Genomic DNA, 17,333 nt, shown 5'->3' on the forward strand with positions numbered 1-17,333 from the left:
GATTAATTGATCGACAATCTTTGCAGCCCAATTAGGGATACTTTCAGAGGCTTCACACTGGTTTAAAATTTTCTCAGTATTGGATTTTCCCGTGCCTAATTCAGATTCGATTCCTTCAATAAATTGGCAGTAACATCCCCATTCAGTAGCACTGTCCCTCTGATTGGTTTTTGCAACGACCAACCCACTAAGAGAAGAATCATCAATATAAAACACTATCCCTCCTTTGTAGAAATCTCCGATTTTTGGAGCGTTCAGCAATTGATTTAGCAACTCTTTGAGTTCTTCGATTTCTACCTTCAACTTATTTAATTCAGCCAAAATGGCATCTAAATCACCTTCTTGTTTCGAAAGCTGCTCTGTTAGAGCAGTGATCTTTTGAAGTGCTTGAGAAATTTTAGAATTAACCTCTGAAATATTTTCTTCTAGATTTTTTAGGCTAGCGTCAAATTCAGCGATTGACTCCAGCATTGAATTTGATTGTTCTTGTAGCTGAGATATTTGTCCTTTTAACATTTCTAATTCTCCAATTAGAACTTGTAATTCTTGGAGCGACTCTAATTGACTAAGAATTACAAGATATTTTTCTTGAAGCAGCTCCAACTCTTTAAGGATTTTTTCAATGTTCGCTCCATCCTCTTCGGACTTGTCATTAAGAGCTTCCAATTCGTTTAAGACTTTTTCCAGATTAGCTGTGAGCGCATCGACTTGATTTTTCAGTAAATCATTCGTTTCATTTCCTTTGTTAACATCAAGAAGGAGTTGCTCCATCTTCTCTTGGAGCTTAAAAATTTCTTCTTTCAGTTCGTTGTTTTGATTTCTAATTTCAATAAGTAGCTCGAGCATCTCGGGATTTCCATCCACTTCGCACCCTTGGAAAGTCAATATTAAAAGAAGAAAAAAGAATATTTTCTTCATCTTCAACTGCTTTAATAATTTCATTTTAATTAAAAATTAAATTTTCAAAAATCGGTTTAACTAATGTTTAAGCAATTAACAATTTATTTTCAAAAAAAATATGCGTAACAAGAATTTTCTTAAAAAAATTTGAATACAGTTCTCAAAATCATTTATCAGCTGAAAGTGTCAATTTCAGATGTTGATCCAGTTCAATAATCTGCTCTAAATCTTCTCTCATTTGGTTCGAAAAAAAGTCAACAGGGGGAGCAAGTTTAAAAAGAGGTCATTTCTGACCTCTTTTTTTGTTTTTATACCCTTCAAAAACCTACTCTATACCCATTAAAACCGATATTTCAGAAGTGAAGGGGGTGGTTGCAACTTCGAAATCAAGGTTTACATTACAAATGCGTGAACATTTTTTGCAACATACATGATCAATTATCTATTTAAAAAGATCGTGGCAAATCAGATTATCAAAAGTTTTCAAAATGAAAACTTTTTAATATCTTCGATCGTAAATAAAACGGCTTGCTTTGAAAAACATTATTGCAATCAAAAATCTGACTGATTTTTACCAGAAGCATCCAGATTCAAAATCAAGCATTGAAACTTGGATTGCCGTCGCCAGAAATTCAGTATGGCAAAAACCTTCGGATGTAGTTGAGGATTTTCCTGATGCTGATCCAGTAAAAAACAATAGGGTGGTGTTTAACATTGCTGGGAATAAATATCGGTTAATCGTTCAAATTAGCTATTTGAGGCAATGGGTGTTTATCAAATTTATTGGAACACACTCCGAATACGACAAAGTAGAAGCAAGTACAGTAGACCAATTTTAAAATCGTAAATAAAATTATAATCATGAAGTGGGAAAAGACTATTACGACGAAAAAAGAGTATGAAGAATCTCTTACTAGGCTTTCCAAAATCTTCGAAGCTGATCCAGACAGTGCTGAGGGGATGGAGGCAGAATTGCTGGTTACGTTGATAGAAAAATACGAAAAGGAGCATTACCCCATTGCTTTGCCTGATCCCATTGAGGCCATAAAAGAAACAATGGAAAGAAAGGGGTTGAAGGACAAAAATCTTATCCAAGCTATTGGAAGTAAAACTACGGTCAGCCTCGTTTTAAACAGGAAAAGGGCGTTGACGATCGAAATGGTGAGAAATTTATCAGCTTTATTGAAACTACCGGTTGAAGTACTCATCCAACCCTATGAGCTGGATGGGAAACAGGAAAAAATAAATAGTTAAAGATGACCAATTAAGCTCCTTTTTTTCACAGGAAGTTAATTCATGGTTAGTTAAAATATTGAATTAAGTAATTGAATATGAATCTATTTGAGTACACATAAGACTTTCATCGGTTTCAACTATTATTAATTGGGGGAGCCAGTTTAAAAAAGAGGTCAAAAACGACCTCTTTTTTTGTTTTTATCCTGTCCCATTTCTTTTAAACGAAGTTTTTTTAGTTGTAACTTTCTTCCACTTTCCATTTTTAGGTATTGTGAAAAAATATGGTTTTTGATTAAATGCTGCTCAAATTAGGCTATGCAAGAAATCTGCTGTTTTGATCAAACCACATCTCCTGAGTTGGTTCAAAATTTCGAATTCGTCCATTTTCGGATTTTTCCTATTAAAAACCATTTCCTTGAAGGCGGAAAGAGCCTGTTCATGGTTTAAGTCGATGATGTTGACCAAAAAATCATCAGCTGAATTCACCTTTATTTCAAAATCGTCTAAGATATCTTGTGGAAAGTCTTTTAGGTTATTGGTGACAATGGACTTTGAGTTTGATTTTATCGCCACGGCAAGGACATGTCTGTCTTTCTCATCAGGTAAATTTAAGGTAGGAATCAAATTTTCATAATTCTTTACCAATGCGTCAGGAAAAGCTTTGTTAACTACCTCAATCCTTTTTATCGCATCAGCTTGATCCAATCCTTTTCGCAACATCACCTCTTTCCATTCATCAAAAATATGCTTGCTCCACTTTGGGGTGAATAGATCATAATGTGCAAACCAAAAAAGTAAATCTCTTGAGATCAACGGATAGATAACATTGGTATCTAAAACTGCCTTGATCCGAACACTATGAATCATACCCTCCTAACTCTTCATCGTTGTTCATCATTTCGATCAATCCAAGCTTCTGCTGGGCCTTCATCTTTTGTTTGTAGCTGGCTACGTCCTCAAACTTGACTCTGCGGTGCCTTCCAACCTTTACAAAGTCCAATTCCCCTTTTTCAAGAAGCTTGACCAAATGTGGCCGTGAACAACCTAAGATTTCAGCGGCCTTTTGAGTGGTTACTTCTGTTGCGATTGGTACTATAGAAATGAGTTTGCCTTGGCTCATTGCCTTTAGGATCTCATTGAGCAACTCCAAAGCTCTCGATGGTATTTGTAGTTTTTCACTTGTCTCCTCGATCTCAATTACAGCCATCGGTGAATGGACTTGTTCAAGAATTTGAGAAAGCAATTCATGAGATTTTTCGGCAATCCGTTGCTCCGATTTACTGGGTCTTTTGCTTAATTCTAAGGTTTCCATGGGGCTAGTTGAAATACTTTTCAAGTATAATCGAAATAAACGAAACAAACGAAATAAAAGTTATTAATTCCTTTAACCTAAAGGAAGCTGATTTAAATTTTTTCCCTGATTAAGGTTTGCTTTTGAATCTCTCCTAATGACCACAATATGCTGGTTCGGATGCAACTATCGTTGATAGGAGGAGCCATTTTAAAAAAGAGGTCAGAAACGACCTCTTTTTTTGTTTTAATCCTTTCCAATTTCATTAAAACGAGGTTTTTGACGGATACAGCTTTTTCCCAAGATACAACTACCTAAAGACATAAAGATGTGGCTGAGACCTATAGGTAGTTGATTTTCAATTTATAACACTGATTCAAGCCCATCTTAGGTTTTCAGGACTTATCGTCAAATGACGATTAAAACCCATCAATGTTTATCGAGTCAAAAAAGGGTGTTGAACTTAACTTTAAACTCTTGAAAGCAAACTAAAAAGAGGCTGTCTTAGAAAGACAACCTCTTAAAAATTTCGCTATTCTGGGTTTCAATTATGACGATAATGCCATTAAAATTTTTGGTAGCATCTGCCATAAGTTCATCAGTAACCTCGGCAAACCAGACACATGGGTCAAAGGTGATTTCAGCAATGAGGGTGAAATATATACTTTTGGGCTATCACTTTTGACTGCCATAAGAATTTTTTTACCGAATTTATCTTTAATGGCAATCCTCCCTTATTGCCTTGACGTTTGTGTGCCCAGACCTTGCATATACTTTTTAGAGGTTGATTAGATGAACTACTGTCATTATCCTTTAATTAATCCTTTTAAGAACAATTGTACGGCTTCAGACTTTCCAATAGGCTCCATGAAGAATATAAAAAGGTTAACCCCTAAAGCAAGATAGGTAGCAGGGTGCTTCACCTTATCATATTTCCATGCGCCAAATAACAACATGCCCATAATTAAAATTTGTGTAAAGTAAAGAGGAACCATAATATCTATAGTTGGCCAATCCTTTATATTCATACCTATATACACATTTTGTATTCCTCTACCAAGGGCTGGCATCATAATGATGAATACGGTTGAAATCAACCACCAAGCATGATTTTCAATTTCTTTTCTATGTATGATGCTTTTTATTACAGCAAATCCAAAAGCTGTTATCATTACTATTTCAACTGCAGCCACACCAAAAAAGAACCATGGTTGGAAAGGACCAAATTGTTCGGGAGAAGCCAAAGCTTTTTCCGTTGTTACTATGTCTCTGTGCATCATACTCAACGCCGTTAGACAAACACCTCCAGCCAGAAACATTCCAATTATTCCATTGGTTCTATGTCTAGCCATCTGGCCATGAGTAGCAAAATAGGGCTGAATGATTAAATAAATATACCAAACTGTCCCGGTCCAGTAATGGATATGTACAGACCATGCCTTATTAGAAAAATCACTCCAATAATCCTCAAAGATGCCAAATTGCATAAAAATCATAGGAATGATCATCCATATGTACAGGCTTTTATACTTGCTAAATTCCATAGTGTTCATTTTATGTCAAAATTATCTTCGAATTACCCAGCTCTAAGAGCTTTTCTCTTTTTGCCTTTTGAGCTATCTACAGGCAATGGCCGACCCATTAGCCTTCCCAGTTCTACTTTTTCGGGAATTCCTGCGGGAAAACGAGAATATTTTAAAAGCTCCTCTTTTTCCTTCTCCCATTCAAAATAATTGAATTTTTGATCTTCGGTTGCCCTTGCTGCACCCATGCCTCCAACATTAATACCACTAAAAAGCAATCCCACTACTATAGGTCCTCCTCCATACCCTCCTATGGTCATCATAATGGCATTTGGAATCATAGGCAATAGTCCTCCAGCTACATAAGAATTTGGGGCGTGGGCAATTATTTTGCCGTAAGTAACCTGAGCTAAAGGTTTACTGAAAGCTTGATTATCTACTAACACCACGATACTATCATTTCTTACACCAATCAGTTCGCCTGTCAATGTTTCCCCATCCGCTATTACCGTGATATAGCCTCCATAAAGATCTCTATCTAGGTCAGTTCGCTTAGGCACAGCTCCATCGGGAGCCAAGATGAGATTGGAATTACAGGAATTTAAGACCATCAAGAGAATCGCAGTAAGCCGTTTCATATGATTATAATTGATTTTTAAAGGACATATGGAATCCCTGCCTAGCCGGCAGGCAGGTCGCTTGGTCGATAATCATTCCAGTGTGTGTCGCTTTCGACATGCTCGATTTCATATTTTATTGCTTTCCAGTATTTGCATATTTACTGCTCCAGAATATCGCCTCCATTTCAATTTCATTCTGCTTATAAATTGATGCTGTCTTTTTGAGAAAAGAAGAAGGAAATAACATAGCCCATTTCACTCTGGCATAATTCTCCTCTTTCAGCCATTCTTCCCTCATCCATTCTATGTAATAGCCCTGACTTTCCAAAAAATACTGCTGGCTTGGACTAGACTCTACAGGAAAAGAAATCCGAAATTCGTCACCGGGGTAAGTCACAAGGTATTGTGTCGTATCATTGATCCTACTCAATGAAAAATCATCCAAAGAGTTGTTGGCTAATACTATATCAGGTTGAACCCGTTGAGGAATCACCTCTCCATGGATACTTGCTAGATTAACCATATTGATTCGCCAAAGTCCTTTGGTTAACCTAAGCCGAATTTGCAGTTTTTCAGAATTTACTTTAGGCAAAGGGATCAAGCGGGAATCGGAGGCGATAGGACCCGATTCGGTAATCTCTTCGACCGTATTCCAGTTTCCTTTCTCGTCCCGAATAGCCACCTCTATACCTCCTAACAATTCATACATTTTGCTAACCCGGTTTTGGTATTTGGGCTTATGGGTTTCCATAGCGCTGATCAAATAGCTGGTAGTATTTCCAGAAAAGGCGAGCATTTGATAAAAAAGGAAAGTAGTCATCAAAGACTGCCTTTTATCGATAATCAACCCATTTAAACTTTGGAAGCTGTCGAATTCTAATAAGATTTCTTCTTTGCTTGCGAGATTTCTAGAATCAGCCAAGCTATACCATTCCTTTTCGTCAAGATTTGTCAGTTCCTCCAAAATCGAAGTAGAATTATACACTGCCTTTTGGGGTGTTGCGACACTATCTACTTCGAAAAACCTAGCATTTCTAGCTTCATAAACCATGTTTTCCGGAGCTTTGTCGCAAACCAATAAATTAACAGACTTGATCATATGCGTCTCTAGAGCCTCATTTTTCATGGTGATTTCTATAGGGCCTGAAGCAAAAGAAAAATTAAAACGATCCACATCTCTTTCTTCGAGGGATTGACTGATGCTGGAAGAGAACCCCTCTGCTACAAGCTTTTCCCCATCGGCATACGGTACATAGAAGGTGGGGCATGAACCAAAACAGGATTTGGGGTTCATAATACAGGCTATAGCAACAGGGACGGTAAGAACAGAAGTGACTACCATGGCAGCGACTCCGGGGTTTCTTCCTTTGTCATTGGTCTCCACGATCACAATATCATCATAGGGAATTCTGAATTTCTGAAGACTTTGATTAGAACTGGGATATGCAGAGGAGACTTCTACCTGCTTGTCCGAAATGGGCTTTCGATTCTGATCAAGGTGAGTTCCCATTCCTTCAATAAATCGCATCGATTCCTCCGCTTTCCAATTGTTGAGCACATACAGCTCCCCATTTTTCATATGAACCTTCAAATACTCTCTTCTAGGGTTTAACTTTTTAGCATTTTCCACTTCTATTAATTCCCTCGACACCTTTTGTGTGGTGCATTGCTGAAACTGACAACTGACCATCAGTCCAAGGATCCAAATGACAATTTTCAATCTCCCTAAAAAACAATCTTTTGGAAATATCATTTTCATCACGATAATATTAGGCTTCAAATAAATTTAATAGAGTTTTCTTTAATAGAGTTTTTTTATACAATATATTATTTGCAATAAATACTAATTTTCGAATTAATATTTGAAGAAAGTCATTAATTCATTCCAATAAAGCCTTGGCGATTGGAAATTTGTAGGTTTAAGAACTTGCCAGTCTGAGCTAACCCTATATTTAATTCATTCATCAAAGTCGAAGTCCCCCTAACGAGGGACCTTTTTGGACAAATAAGAAGATTTCTCCCTTTTTGAAGCTTTGACTTCCTCCATCTTCATACAGGATGAAAAAAATAAGGGAAAAAGGAGCAAAAAAGTACAGAAAGAATTGAAGACTGATCTTACCTGAATTTATATGACTAAGTTTCGAGTATTAAAATTGACTTTGCTATATACTTTATTAAAAAAGACTTCAAATAAACACGTGGATGCAAGTCTTTAGCTAGTTTTTAATAGATGATTTTCCAAGCTTAAAACAACCAATTTTTAAATACCCGATTCAACATGTGCTACAGGTAAGGTAAAATAAAATATACTCCCACTACCTATTTCACTTTCGGCCCATAATTTTCCATGATGGCGTTGAATAATTTCATAAGAAATATATAACCCGATCCCCAGCCCCTGAAAATGTATTGCATGCTCTTCAATCCGATGGTACTTGTCAAATATTTTATTAAGGCTTTGTTTGCCAATTCCGATACCATTATCTTTTACTGATACTTTTATCATGTCGTTTTCCTGCTCCACATGTATAAAAACCTTTTCGGTACCCGGAGAATATTTTATAGCATTGGTTAATAAATTTATCACCACTTGCTGCAGCCGTTCTTTATCCCCCAATACATCATTGCTAACTTTACCCGTTTTGATAATCGCATGTGTTGGTGAAATTAGCTGCATATTTTCAACCGTGCCATCGATCATGTCATTAAAGTTGAAGTTTGATATGGAGTAATTTAATTTTCCCAGCCTTATTTTGCTTACATCCAGCAATTCGGTGATCAGTTCATCAAGCCGGCTGACAGACTCGCTTGCTTTTTGGGAATACAGATTTGCCTCTGAATCATGATCATCTAAAGTAAGTTCCAGCATTTGTAAATATGCTTTAGCTGTGGTAAGGGGTGTTTTTAATTCATGGCTGGCAATACTGATGAATTCATCTTTTATATCTTCATTTTGCTTTTGTTGTTCTATATCAGTGTTTGTTCCGATCCAATTGGTGATTTTCCCTTCGCCATTGAAGACCGGATTAGCACGGGTAAGAAATGTGCGGTAGAATCCATCACTGCCACGTAATGGAAAGATGAGTTCCCAAGGCTTATTGATTTTAAATGATTCCGATACAAAGTCAACCACTCTTTCAATATGGTCAGGATGGTGTACTTTTTCCCAGCCCCATCCTTTCATTTCTTCCAGTGTGGTGCCGGTATAATCATACCATCGCTGGTTGTACCAATATACCGACCCTTCTCCATCAGCTATCCAGGCTAGGTTCTGGATATTATTGGCAAGGGTGTTGAATTGTTTTTCGCTGTCACGTATTTTTTCTGCGGCTAGTTTTTCCTCATGCACATCCACCACCGTGCCGATCATTCCTTCATACACACCGTCTTCACCAAACTTGGGGCTGCCCCGGTCAATAGCCCAGCGGTAACCTCCATTTTTAACTTTTAGCCGATAGGAAGCAACGAATTGTTTTTGTTGTGCATTGGCTTCTGAAAAAATTTTTCCTGTTTCCTCTTTGTCATCCGGGTGTGTGGCTTCGAGCCAGCCTAAACCAAGTGCCTCTGCCTCGTTTTGTCCTGTATAGTCGTACCAAAGCTTACTTAAATAGGTGCAACTTCCATCGGGTTCGGAAATCCAGATAATAGCGGGAACTGAATCGGTGAGCCTGCGAAAATATGATTCGCTTTCTTCAATTTTTTTGCGTGCCAACACTAGTTCCGAAACATCGACTGCATGAACCAATATTCCATTTATTTCCCCATCACTGTTATGTGATGGCTGGAAAACAAAGTTGAGGTAAACCTCTTCTACCTTTCCACCTCCATTATCTAACTTAGTAAGCAGTTCATTACCGATAAAGGGTTCTCCTGTGGAATAAACATTATCGAGCATCTCAAAAAAACCTTGTCCCTCCAGTTCAGGCAATGCTTCCCGTATTGGCTTCCCGAGTATATCCCTTTTCCCCACAAGCTCCTGATACTTTTCATTAGCAAGCTCATACACGTGTTGAGGACCCCGAAGCACCGCGATAACCGCAGGAGCTTGCATAAAGAGCCTGCTCACGTTCTCTTTAGCAGCCACAATCCTTTTGTTTGCTATTGCCTGGGTAGTTACCTCATTGGCAATAATGGTGACGCCAGAAATGGTTTCTTCTGCTTCTTTATACGGTTGATATATAAAATTGAAATACACATCTTCCCAAATCCCATTTCGCTTAAGTTTGACCAACTCTTCATGTCCATAGAAGGGCATCCCGGTTGTGTATACTTTCTCCAGCAATACTGCAAAGCCCTGTTCTTTAATTTCAGGCATTAAAGAAAATAAGGACTTGCCTTCAAGGAAGCTTCCCTTCCCCCATACACGTTTCATAGCGTCATTAGCTAAAGACACAACCATGTCTTTGCCTTTTAAAATTGCAAAGGCAAAAGGTGATTCCATCAAAAGGTTGCTGAAACGCTTCTCGCTTTCTTCTATTTTTTTACTTAATAAAACCTGTTCTGTAACATTTACTCCGTGTAAAAATACTCCATCTATTTCCCCTTCACTGTTTTTAGCAGGTTGATAAACAAAGTTCAAGTAAACTTCTTCCAACTTTCCATTGCCCTTATTCAATTGCAAAGGAATTTCATTGCCAATAAACGGTTCTCCAGTTATATAAACCTTATCCAGAAGTTCAAAGAAACCTTGCCCTTCCACTTCGGGCAATACTTCCCGTACCGGCTTACCAATAATATCTTTCTTACCGATAAGCTCCAGGTAATCGAGGTTAGCAAATTCATAAATATGCGTTGCTCCCCGAAGCACACAGATAATCGCAGGGGCATCCATAAATAAATTACGCACATTGTCTTCCAGCGATTGCCGCAGCTTACTGATATTTAATTGCGCATTTATTCGTGCCAGTAACTCTTTACTGGAAAAAGGTTTTACCAGGTAATCATCAGCACCTGTTTCCAACCCTTCAATTTTTGATTCCTCACCTGCCCTGGCTGTAAGGAAAATGACAGGAATAGTTGCAGTGGCTTTATTGCTTTTAATTTCTTTCAATAAGCCAATGCCATCCATCACCGGCATCATAATATCGGAAAGCACCAGTGCCGGAATAGTTTCTTTCATTTTGCCCAACGCATCCATTCCGTTGTTGGCGGTGATGACATGAAAGCTGTTGGACAAAATGGAACTGATATGTTCACGCATGTCGGCATTGTCATCAACCACTAGAATGGTTGGAAAAGTATTTCTTTCTTTTACAGTAGCTAGTTTTACTATTTCTTTCTTTCCGGTATCAAGTAGTGTTTCAATTTCATCTAAATAATCTGCAGAAAAAATTTCATCGGAATCCATTTCTTTTGTTGAAATCTGATGTTCGTCAATATGTTTTTTACCGGTAGGGATTTTTACAGTGAACACGCTTCCCGTATTCAATTCGCTCTCCACATTTATGGTGCCCTGATGCAATTGCACCAACTCTTTTATCAGCGATAAGCCAATGCCTGTGCCTTCATAGGTTCTACCGGCAACATTTTGTACCCGGTGAAAGCGTTCAAACATTTTAGGTAATTCAGCTTCCGGTATGCCCACTCCGGTATCTCTAACTTTCAACACTACAAAATCTTTTTCTGCTGAAAGCTCCACCGCAATTTCTCCCTCCCATGTATATTTAAAAGCGTTGCTTAACAGATTAAAAACAATCTTCTCCCACATCTGCTTGTCCACATATACAGGCTGAATGATGGAGTCAGCTATGATAATCATCTTCAAACCAGCTTTTTCTATTACTGAACGGAAGTTGGATGCAAGATTTTTTGTGAGTACAACAATATCAACTAAACTAAAGATCGCCTGCTCTCTTCCGCTTTCAATACGGCTAAAATCAAGGAGCGTATTTACCAGCTTGAGCAACCGCATTGCATTACGCTGTGCAGTTTCAATATTTTGCTTTTCGCTTTCACTAAAATGATTGTTTTTCTGATTTAATAATTCTTCCAGCGGGCTAAGCATGAGCGTAAGCGGGGTACGAAACTCATGACTAATGTTGGAGAAAAAAACAGTTTTTGCTTTATCTATTTCAGCTAGTGCTTCCGCTTTTTTTCGTTCCTGCTCGTAACTATAAATATTCGAGAATGCTGTATTGACTGTGTTTGACAGCAGTTCATAAAAATGGGTGTACTCCTGATTTAATTCCCTTCGGGCACTGACACCCGCCACCAAAAATCCAAAAGGCTGTTCCCTGGATGCAATTTGAATTGGTAACACCAAGGCAGTATGGGGTGCCTCAGGGTAAGGTTCACACGCAAAATCACCAAATTTTGCCCCTAATTCTCTTACTACAACAGGCTGCATGTTGCTGAGGGCTTCTTTAAACGGCCATATTTGTTGCGGAGAATTAATAGTAGCTGTTTCTACAGACAGTGATAAGCCGGCACTAACACCAACGGCACTTTGCAAGCTTACCGACTCATTATTTTCATCAAGCTTATAGAATAACAGGAAAGGTATGTCAAGGAAATACTCATTGTAGACTTCGGTTATCTGTTTGTATATATCCTGATTTGATTTTGCATCGGAAATATATTCGGCGATATCCCTCAACACCTTTGTTCTTCTTGCACTAAGCATTTGGCCGGTGGTTTCGGTAATAGGGTGAAAAATACCACCAACCTTTCCCAATTCATCCGTAATGGGTGTAAAAGAAAAAGTCATAAATGCTTCTTCTAGATAGCCAAAACGATCTAAAAACATTCGCTGGTCTTTAATATATGTTCCTTCGCCATTTTGCCCTTCGGTAAAGGCATCTCCTACAACCGGCAGTGCCGTTTCCCAGCAAATCCGAAAATTTTGCCCTAATGATTCAGGATGCTTTGCGCCACAAATGGGCTGGTAACTGTCGTTATAAATTTGAATCGTTTCAGGCCCCCAGGCAATAAGAATGGGAAATGGCGAGGACATGCAAAGCCCGACAGAAGTACGCAGGCTTTGTGGCCAAATATCGGGTGAACCCAAAGGCGTTTTTGACCAGTCTTTGGAACGAATGAGTTTGCCCATTTCGCCGCCACCGTTGAGAAAATTGAGTTTTGTATTGGTATTAGTTTCTTCCATCTGCTTCACACATCTTTTTTTATCTCAAAATTTGTTCTGCCGAATTATTGAAGTGTGTCAATTAGGTAGCAGGTAACGGTTTGCTTTTCGCAGTTGCATGCGAAAAGCATGCTTATTTAATCCATTTCACTGGGGTAACGATTTTAATTTTCAAGATCCGCGTGGATTAGACAGCAAAGTATAAACGAACTTTTTTCCCCTTGGACTGCTCCACTCGGATTTGAATGCAGTAGCAATAAAATATGGGTGATTTTCAAGTTGAGCAACGCTCTGATTCGAATTCCTACGGAATAGTGGAACATCCTTTTGACCCGGTACTTTAAATTTTCATATGCATTACAAGGTACTTACAATTTCATAATATAGTGAAAACCCGAGCAAGTCCACCTGCTCGGGTTTTAATTATAAGAGACTTACCGATTTACGTCACCGACTGGAGAAGCTTTTCCTCCAGCTTGCTTTCATCCAAGGTTAGCTAACTGATGGAAACCAAAATGGTACCTCCTGTCACTGCATGACCTGCATAGGCCAAGAGAATCGCGGTTACTGCTCCCGGTGCTGTTATTACAGCTATTCCGACAGCGGCGATACTCAAACCTGCCTTTTTCAGAAACTGAAAGAAGCAAGGAATTGGTGCCAATGCGCAATAGATCATTGGCTTTTTATAGATTTCTGAAATAGCAGAAAGTGAATAAACCCCTAACATGGAAAACCTTCATGATTTTCAAAAGGAAAATTCGGCAAAGAACTTGTTTAAGTCATAGGGAGTGTTTAAATGTTGCATCGCCAAAAATTATTCGAGGCGCATGATCTCCCTATTAAAATCAACTCCCTTGGATCAAAAAAGATTATCAAGCATTCTAATTTTATGAATCATCGATTTCAAATCCTTTGTGCCACAAAAAAGATAGCTAATGGCGAACTGATTATTACCCAAATTGGGGGAAGAAATCCACTATGTCAAATTTGGAGTCTGAAAGTAGATCAAGCCATTGAGGGAATTCAATCTGGAAATTGGGAATTTTTTATTAATTCAGAAGGTAAGTCTTATCCAGTTCAACTGATTGAGTCCAAATTAGGTAAAGAGATAGTAACTCAGGGAACAAACAAAAATTTGATATTGGACCTTCCGGATTTACCCAACCTGTAAAGGCCAAAAAAGCGGTTTTCTCCCTCTCTACCTGAGATTGACAGGCCATCAGAATCTTATCCGCCGTTTACTGAGCTACAGATGCGCATAGATTTTAGATTGATTATCAGTCTTCAGTATACAGCCCGATAAACATTAGGGGTTTAGTGCTGGGAATGGGATTTCTACCGAAATCTGTATGATTCCAAAAAAATAAAGCGGTAACCTGCAATTGTCTGAATTAAGTGTTGGAAAACTGCATCAAGTCGGAGGTGAGGATGATCTTCATGCATAATGCTAATCTGCTCTTGACCTTTTAATCTATTAAGCAGATTTACATTCTGTTTTTAAATAAACTTTAAACTCTGTCCCTACACCTAATTCGCTTTCCAATTCAATCTTCCCTCCAGATTTTTTAACCAATGTATTTACTAAATATAATCCAACTCCAGATCCCTCTCCAGATTTATCTATTTTAAAAAATTTCGAAAATACATTTTTTTGCTTACTGGGGTCAATACCAATACCGTTATCCTTAACGGAAATGATTATTTGATCATCCTCCTCGATTGTCTTAATAAAAATCTCTGGCTTACGTTCAGGGGACTTAAACTTAATTGAATTGTTTAATAAATTATATATAATACTTCGGAGGTCTCTTCTAGGGAACACAATTTCAGAACAACTTATTTGATGCTTAATTATCGATTTTGAATCATTTATTTCTTTTATAAGTACATGTTTTACATCTTCCAATATATTTTTAATATTCAATATCTCTTCATCAGCTACATATTTGTTTTTATCCTCTTTTTGATCAAGCAATTCATTAATAGTCAAGTTAATTTTATTTACTCCACTATTAAGAGACTCTAGATAAAGCTTAATTTCTTCTTTATCTTCCAAATCTTTCAAATCTGATTCTGTCAGCATCTGAATTGATAGTGACATTACACCGAGATGATTTTTTATATCATGGGATATGATGCTTGATAGAATCTCAAAATCAGCAATAATTTTTTCTAGCTCCTTCAAATCCTTTATTCTATTGGAAATATCAATAAATGTAATGATTACACCATTTGGAGCACTCCCAATATTTTCAATATAGGGTATAATATTCATTTGATACCAACGCAAATCTGTTGTTTGAATTTCCTTTTCAAGAATTTCTGAGGATTTAAGTACTGAGTTTACATTTTCTATAATGGAAGGATATCGTAGATTATTTATTAGATCGTGAATAGAACGACCTATATCTGGTGTACTAAGTTTAAACTGCGTCATTGCAGCAGGAGTAAACTTTCGTAAAATCAAATCCTTGTCAAAAAAGAATTGTGAGATAATGGTGTTTTTAAAATAATTCTCCAAGTCCGCATTCTCACTTTTAAGCTTTTTTATTTCTTGAATATTATCCTGCTGATCCTCTTTCACTTCCATATTAATTAGGTGGACAATCTTAATGATTCAAAGGCACTGCCAAATACTGAGAATAAATATAGGTAATAAAAACTAATTTTTTATTTTTATAAATATCCCCTTCTTTGCCAGTATATAAAAAACAGAGGAGGAATTAGATTAAAAATCAATTTAAGCCCTGCTTCGGTCGCTGGCCAAAAATTCCCATGGTGTGGTTAATAGTTCCCAACAAGTGTATTACTTCTTCGGCGGTCATAAAAGCCGAATTAAATTCCTTAAAGAAAGGCAAAAAATAAAATTATTAGATTTAACACCAAGGAATTTAAAAAATAATTAATTTATCTCAAGAGAATTGAATTGACCATATCTATTGAGAATCCCTTAATCAATCAAGTATTTTAACTTTTCAATAACCCTCGAGAATAACGAGAACTATGTAATTATACTTGTGGATTTCTATTATTTGGACTTGAATCCTATAGGAAATGAAATTCCTCCCTAGATCGGAACGCATTCGAAAAATCCAGGGAAAGGAAATAGTAAGATAATTGATTGTATTTAAAGTAGACGAAAATAAATCTTAAGCTCACATGAGTTGGAAAATAAGAACACCCTTATCAAGGGAATTTACTTTATTTTCTTTTATAATTGCCGTTATCGAAAATCTTTTGTGACAAGTAATCGACGAATACCCAGATTAACTTCAGCATATGACGACTCAAAAAAAAATCTGGTTGCAGCTTTTATTTCCGCAGTTTCTTTGGTAATCATAATCTCCATTTTGACTTACTCAAGAATCAATGCATTTATTGAATCCGCTGCCTCAGTCAATCACACCACACAAGTAACCCTGGAACTTGAAAAAATCAAGGCTACGTTTAGAGACGCTGAAACAGCCAAACGGGGTATGGAATGATATTGTTAGAGAAAAATCATCAAAAGAAAAATTTCTACTCAATGAATTTAATTCTTAAATGAAATGAAATCAACTCCTGCAACAACTCATAAAAAATCTTCAGTTGACAAGGAACTCAAAGAAAATTCTTTTCCAGTTGTTGCTATAGGCGCATCAGCAGGAGGATTGGAGGCAATCACCGAGTTATTAAAAAATCTTCCGTCCGACACGGGCATGGCTTTTATTTATGTGCAGCACCTTAGCCCTGACCACAAAAGCATGTTAACTGAAATTTTATCGAAGCATACGAAAATGAAGGTGCAGGAAATTGACCAAATGGACAAAATAGAACCTGATAATGTTTTCGTTATTCCGCATGACAAAGGAATTGAAGTAATTGATGGGCACATAAAATTAATACCGCGGGCAGAAAACAGTTCGTCAATTTCAATTGACGTTCTTTTTTCTTCACTTGGAAATGCGCAAAAAGAAAAGGTTATCGGAGTTATTCTTAGCGGCAGCGGAAACGATGGAACAGCAGGTATGAAAACCATCAACCAGCAAGGTGGGTTAACTTTTGCGCAAGATGACACAGCAAAATTCTCAAGCATGCCTCAAAGTGCCATTGCAGCAGGTGTAGTTCATTTTATTTTATCTCCAAAGGAAATTGCCCTTGAGCTATCGCGACTAAGCAAACGGCCATTTATAAAATCAAGCAGCTACAGAAAGAATCTCGCAAGTATGAGGGAGATGGGGGCTAAAGAAGATTTAATTGACAACAGCAATCCTGATTTAGAAATTATTCTCAACCATTTGTACAGAGACACAGGTGTTGATTTTAGCCAGTATAAATTGACCACCATCAAAAGGCGAATCATTCGTAGAATGTTTCTGTATAAAATAAATACGATAAAAGAGTATGCAAAGTATCTTGACAAAAAAAACGAGGAGATAGATATTCTCTATCAGGACTTGCTAATTAATGTAACCAGTTTTTTTCGGGATACAGACACATACAAATATTTAAAAGAACATCTTTTACCCAAGCTACTCAGCAGAAAAAAAACAGGAGAGGCCTTGCGTATTTGGGTTCCTGCATGTGCATCAGGAGAAGAAGCATATTCTATCGCCATTATTCTGCTTGAAATACAAGAAAGCAAGGACAGCGAAAAAATTCCCATTCAGATTTTTGCTACGGATTTAAGCACACAGGCAATC

The 17,333-nt window shown here is 37.4% G+C and carries 13 protein-coding genes; 4 read left to right on the top strand and 9 right to left on the bottom strand.

Annotated features, from left to right (window positions below; translation table 11 throughout):
• Window positions 1–942: hypothetical protein (locus Q0L29_RS00195; protein ID WP_296618241.1), on the bottom strand; the 942-nt coding region annotated here is incomplete at its 3' end.
• Window positions 943–1,433: 491 nt separating this feature from the next.
• Between Q0L29_RS00195 and Q0L29_RS00200 the strand changes: the two genes are divergently transcribed.
• Both Q0L29_RS00200 and Q0L29_RS00205 read left to right on the top strand, forming a co-directional pair.
• Window positions 1,434–1,739 (top strand): type II toxin-antitoxin system HigB family toxin, encoded by a 306-nt coding sequence (locus tag Q0L29_RS00200; protein WP_296618242.1) that lies wholly within the window; start codon window positions 1,434–1,436, stop codon window positions 1,737–1,739.
• A 22-nt stretch (window positions 1,740–1,761) separates the two neighbouring features.
• Entirely contained in the window at window positions 1,762–2,154 is a 393-nt protein-coding gene (locus Q0L29_RS00205; protein WP_296618243.1) for a transcriptional regulator, read from the top strand.
• 285 nt (window positions 2,155–2,439) lie between these two features.
• On the opposite strand, the gene Q0L29_RS00210 is transcribed toward Q0L29_RS00205, so the two are convergent.
• The 7 genes from Q0L29_RS00210 to Q0L29_RS00240 form a co-directional block, all read right to left on the bottom strand.
• Window positions 2,440–3,003, bottom strand: a complete 564-nt coding sequence (locus tag Q0L29_RS00210) for a PIN domain-containing protein (RefSeq protein WP_296618244.1) — start codon at window positions 3,001–3,003, stop codon at window positions 2,440–2,442.
• On the bottom strand, window positions 2,993–3,448 hold the full coding sequence (locus Q0L29_RS00215) for a helix-turn-helix domain-containing protein (RefSeq protein ID WP_296618245.1): 456 nt from the start codon (window positions 3,446–3,448) through the stop codon (window positions 2,993–2,995). The genes Q0L29_RS00210 and Q0L29_RS00215 overlap by 11 nt, the downstream gene beginning before the upstream one ends.
• Before the next feature lie 785 nt (window positions 3,449–4,233).
• A complete protein-coding gene (locus Q0L29_RS00220; RefSeq protein ID WP_296618246.1) occupies window positions 4,234–4,971 on the bottom strand; it encodes a hypothetical protein in 738 nt (245 codons plus the stop codon).
• Between the two features lie 32 nt (window positions 4,972–5,003).
• Window positions 5,004–5,588, bottom strand: a complete 585-nt coding sequence (locus tag Q0L29_RS00225; RefSeq protein WP_296618247.1) for a hypothetical protein — start codon at window positions 5,586–5,588, stop codon at window positions 5,004–5,006.
• A gap of 115 nt (window positions 5,589–5,703) precedes the next feature.
• Window positions 5,704–7,329: a hypothetical protein gene (locus Q0L29_RS00230; protein ID WP_296618248.1), complete on the bottom strand. Its 1,626-nt coding sequence runs from the start codon at window positions 7,327–7,329 to the stop codon at window positions 5,704–5,706.
• Window positions 7,330–7,830: 501 nt separating this feature from the next.
• On the bottom strand, window positions 7,831–12,672 hold the full coding sequence (locus Q0L29_RS00235; RefSeq protein WP_296618249.1) for an ATP-binding protein: 4,842 nt from the start codon (window positions 12,670–12,672) through the stop codon (window positions 7,831–7,833).
• A 475-nt stretch (window positions 12,673–13,147) separates the two neighbouring features.
• Window positions 13,148–13,378, bottom strand: coding sequence for a hypothetical protein (locus tag Q0L29_RS00240; protein ID WP_296618250.1), 231 nt, complete (start codon window positions 13,376–13,378; stop codon window positions 13,148–13,150).
• A 162-nt stretch (window positions 13,379–13,540) separates the two neighbouring features.
• Here Q0L29_RS00240 and Q0L29_RS00245 point away from each other — a divergent pair, with 162 nt between their 5' ends.
• On the top strand, window positions 13,541–13,822 hold the full coding sequence (locus Q0L29_RS00245; RefSeq protein WP_296618251.1) for a hypothetical protein: 282 nt from the start codon (window positions 13,541–13,543) through the stop codon (window positions 13,820–13,822).
• 303 nt (window positions 13,823–14,125) lie between these two features.
• On the opposite strand, the gene Q0L29_RS00250 is transcribed toward Q0L29_RS00245, so the two are convergent.
• Window positions 14,126–15,241 (bottom strand): ATP-binding protein, encoded by a 1,116-nt coding sequence (locus Q0L29_RS00250; protein WP_296618252.1) that lies wholly within the window; start codon window positions 15,239–15,241, stop codon window positions 14,126–14,128.
• Between the two features lie 958 nt (window positions 15,242–16,199).
• Here Q0L29_RS00250 and Q0L29_RS00255 point away from each other — a divergent pair.
• A partial coding sequence (locus tag Q0L29_RS00255) for a chemotaxis protein CheB (RefSeq protein WP_296618253.1) occupies window positions 16,200–17,333 on the top strand: 1,134 nt, incomplete at its 3' end.

It is taken from the genome of Marivirga sp. (assembly GCF_024636815.1).
GTDB lineage: Bacteria > Bacteroidota > Bacteroidia > Cytophagales > Cyclobacteriaceae > Marivirga.